A 3041-nucleotide genomic window follows, 5' to 3' on the forward strand; every position below is an offset into this window, starting at 1 on the left:
CGCCACCGCCGCGATCGAGACCGCCGGGCGGGTGCAGCCCGAGTGGGCGGCCGTGCCCGCGCGCGACCGCGCCGAGATCCTGCGCAGGGCGTACGAGCTGATCCTCGACCGCGCCGACGAACTGGCCCTGCTCATGACCACCGAGATGGGCAAGCCGCTCGCCGAGGCGAAGGGCGAGGTCGCCTACGGCGCGGAGTTCTTCCGTTGGTTCTCCGAGGAGGCCTGTCGGGTCCGAGGGGACGCCCGACGCTCGCCCGACGGCAGGACCCGCCTCATGGTGACCCACGAACCGGTGGGGCCGTGCATCCTCATCACCCCGTGGAACTTCCCCCTGGCCATGGCCACCCGCAAGATCGGACCGGCCATCGCCGCCGGCTGCACCATGGTGTTCAAGCCGGCCAACCTCACCCCGCTGACCTCCCTGTACGTGGTGGACCTCCTGCGCGAGGCGGGACTGCCCGACGGGGTGCTCAACACGGTGTGCACCACCGACCCCGGCGGTGTCGTGGAACCGTGGATCGACTCCGGGATCGCCCGGAAGCTGTCGTTCACCGGGTCCACCCCGGTCGGTCGCACCCTGCTCGAGCAGTGTGCACGAGGCGTGCTGCGCACGTCGATGGAACTGGGCGGGAACGCCCCGTTCGTGGTGTGTGAGGACGCGGACATGGACACCGCGGTCGACGCGGCGATGGCCGCCAAGATGCGGAACATGGGCGAGGCCTGTACGTCGGCCAACCGGATCCTCGTCCACCGTTCGGTGCTGGAGGAGTTCGGCCGGCGCCTCACCGAGAGGATGTCCGCCCTCACCGTCGGCGACGGCACGCGCGAGGGCACCGACGTGGGCCCGTTGGTCGAGGAGAAGGCCGTGACGAAGGTGGTCGAGCTGGTCGACGACGCCGTGGGGCGCGGTGCCGAGGTCCTGTGCGGCGGGTCGCGGGTCGAGGGCCCCGGCTACTTCTACCCGCCGACCGTCCTGACCGGCGTGGCGGCGGACTCCGCCCTGATGTTCACCGAGATCTTCGGCCCCGTCGCGGCCCTGATCCCGTTCGACTCCGACGACGAGGCGGTGGCGCTGGCCAACGACACCGAGTTCGGGCTCGTCTCCTACGTGATGACCGAGAACCTCGACCGCGCGATGACCATGTCGGAGCGGCTGCAGGCCGGCATGGTGGGCGTCAACACCGGGATCGTCTCCAACCCGGCGGCACCGTTCGGGGGAATCAAGCAGTCCGGCCTGGGGCGGGAAGGCGGCCTGACCGGAATCGAGGAGTTCGTGGAGACCAAACTCGTGGCGATCCCGGTGCGCTGACGGCGCACCGGTTCACCGGGGCCGGATCGCGCGGGGCCGGCTCGTTCAGGGCCGTCAGCCGGTGCGGGCCCGGCCGGCGAGGCGGTGTCGCTCGGCCTCCGTCATGCCGCCCCAGACCCCGTAGAGTTCCCGGTTGCCCACGGCGTGCGCGCGACACTGTCGGATGACAGGGCACTGCCCACACAGCTTCGTGGCCGCCGCCTCCTTACGCCGCCGGAGGCCTTTGGGGTCGTCGTCGGCGTTGTAGAAGAGGTCCGGTACGTCTCTGCACAGCCCGTGCTCGGCCCAGGCCCATCGCTCGATGATCCTCGCAGCTGCGATCGTCATGCTTCTCCCTCCCCGTCCGACCCAGCTTCTTCTACCGCCGAGTGGGTTCGGCACATCCCCAGGGGTGGGATGGGGCGCGACTGTTAAAGTTCTGCAATGTCCGTCAGGGTCTCGGTGGAGAACGACTACACAGTGGTCATCGCGGGCGTTCACGCCCTGCTCTCCCCGTTCCGCGACCGCGTACAGGTCGTGGCGGGCCGGCCCGGTTCACCCGGGGACGCGCCGGTGGACGTGGTGCTGTTCGACACCTTCGCCTCGCCCGCCGACTGGCAGGCACGGTGCTCTGCCATGGCGCTCGACCCCATGATCGGCGCCGTCGCCGTCTATTCGGCCGTCACGGACCCGCGCGCGATCGACGACGCCTTCGCGTCCGGCGCCACGGGGTATCTGTCCAAGTCGCTGTCCGGTGAACAACTGGTCGAGTCGGTGGAACGGGTGGCCGCGGGCGAGCGGGTGCGACTGCTGGGGCACGACGGCGAGCACGGGCCCGCGGGGATGTGGCCGATCGGCGACATGGGCCTGACCCCCCGGGAATCGGAGATGTTGGCGCTCATCGCCCAGGGTCTGTCCAACGAGGAGATCGCGACGGTCTGCTATCTGTCGATCAACACGGTGAAGACCTACATCCGTGAGGCCTACCGCAAGATCGGGGTGACGACCAGGCCGCAGGCGGTGGCGTGGGCGATGCGCAGCGGACTCGCGGCCAGTCGCTGAGCAGCGGGGTCACCGCGCCGGGCCGCCCTCCCGGACCCTGGCCAGACCGTCCCTCATGTGGTCGACCAACAACCCCCTGGCCCGGTCAGGGTCCCCCGCGCGAATCGCCCCGGCGATCGCCCTGTGTTCGGCGAGCCTGGACTCCGCGTCCGAATAGGTGCCGGCCATCGCGTGCAGACACATGCTCGTCTCGACCAGCACGGTCTCGTGCACCCGCGACAGGCGGGGGCTCCGGGCCGCCTCCACCAGGACGTGGTGGAAGTCCAGATCCGCCTCGACCATGGCCCCCGACCGTGGTTCGTGGGCGAGGGAGGCCATCGCGTCCACGGCCGCGTCCAGCGCATCCGCGGTGTCGGCGCCCAGTCCCAAGTGGAGAACCCGGTCCAACGCGGCGGTCTCGACCGTGGTCCGGAGAAGGTACATGTCCTCGACCGCCTCGGCGGAGAGGTCCGCGACGAACAGGCCACGGTTGCGGTGCGAGACGAGCAACCCCTCCTGGGTCAGGCGCTGCATGGCCTCCCGCAGGGGCCCTCGGCTCACCCCGAGCGACCGTGCCAGCGCGGCCTCTCCGAGCTGCGCGCCCGGGGGGAACGTACCGTCGGAGATCGCCCGGCGGAGGGTCCGGGCGATGAGAGCCGGGGTCGACTCCCGGACGACCGGTTCCAACCCCGCGCCCGCCACGGGCCCCGCG

General features: G+C 70.9%; 4 protein-coding genes. 2 read left to right on the forward strand and 2 right to left on the reverse strand.

The window, feature by feature from the left end:
• Positions 1-1309: NAD-dependent succinate-semialdehyde dehydrogenase (locus G6019_RS15480; protein WP_182627978.1), on the forward strand; the 1309-nt coding region annotated here is incomplete at its 5' end.
• Positions 1310-1363: 54 nt separating this feature from the next.
• Here G6019_RS15480 and G6019_RS15485 read toward each other — a convergent pair.
• Entirely contained in the window at positions 1364-1636 is a 273-nt protein-coding gene (locus G6019_RS15485) for a WhiB family transcriptional regulator (RefSeq protein WP_107755707.1), read from the reverse strand.
• Between the two features lie 96 nt (positions 1637-1732).
• Between G6019_RS15485 and G6019_RS15490 the strand changes: the two genes are divergently transcribed.
• On the forward strand, positions 1733-2350 hold the full coding sequence (locus G6019_RS15490; protein WP_107755706.1) for a helix-turn-helix transcriptional regulator: 618 nt from the start codon (positions 1733-1735) through the stop codon (positions 2348-2350).
• Between the two features lie 9 nt (positions 2351-2359).
• On the opposite strand, the gene G6019_RS15495 is transcribed toward G6019_RS15490, so the two are convergent.
• Positions 2360-3031: a GntR family transcriptional regulator gene (locus G6019_RS15495; RefSeq protein WP_182613142.1), complete on the reverse strand. Its 672-nt coding sequence runs from the start codon at positions 3029-3031 to the stop codon at positions 2360-2362.
• Between the last annotated feature and the right edge of the window lie 10 nt (positions 3032-3041).

Origin of the sequence: Dietzia sp. DQ12-76 (assembly GCF_014145045.1) — a bacterium.
In the GTDB taxonomy this organism is placed as follows: Bacteria; Actinomycetota; Actinomycetes; order Mycobacteriales; family Mycobacteriaceae; genus Dietzia.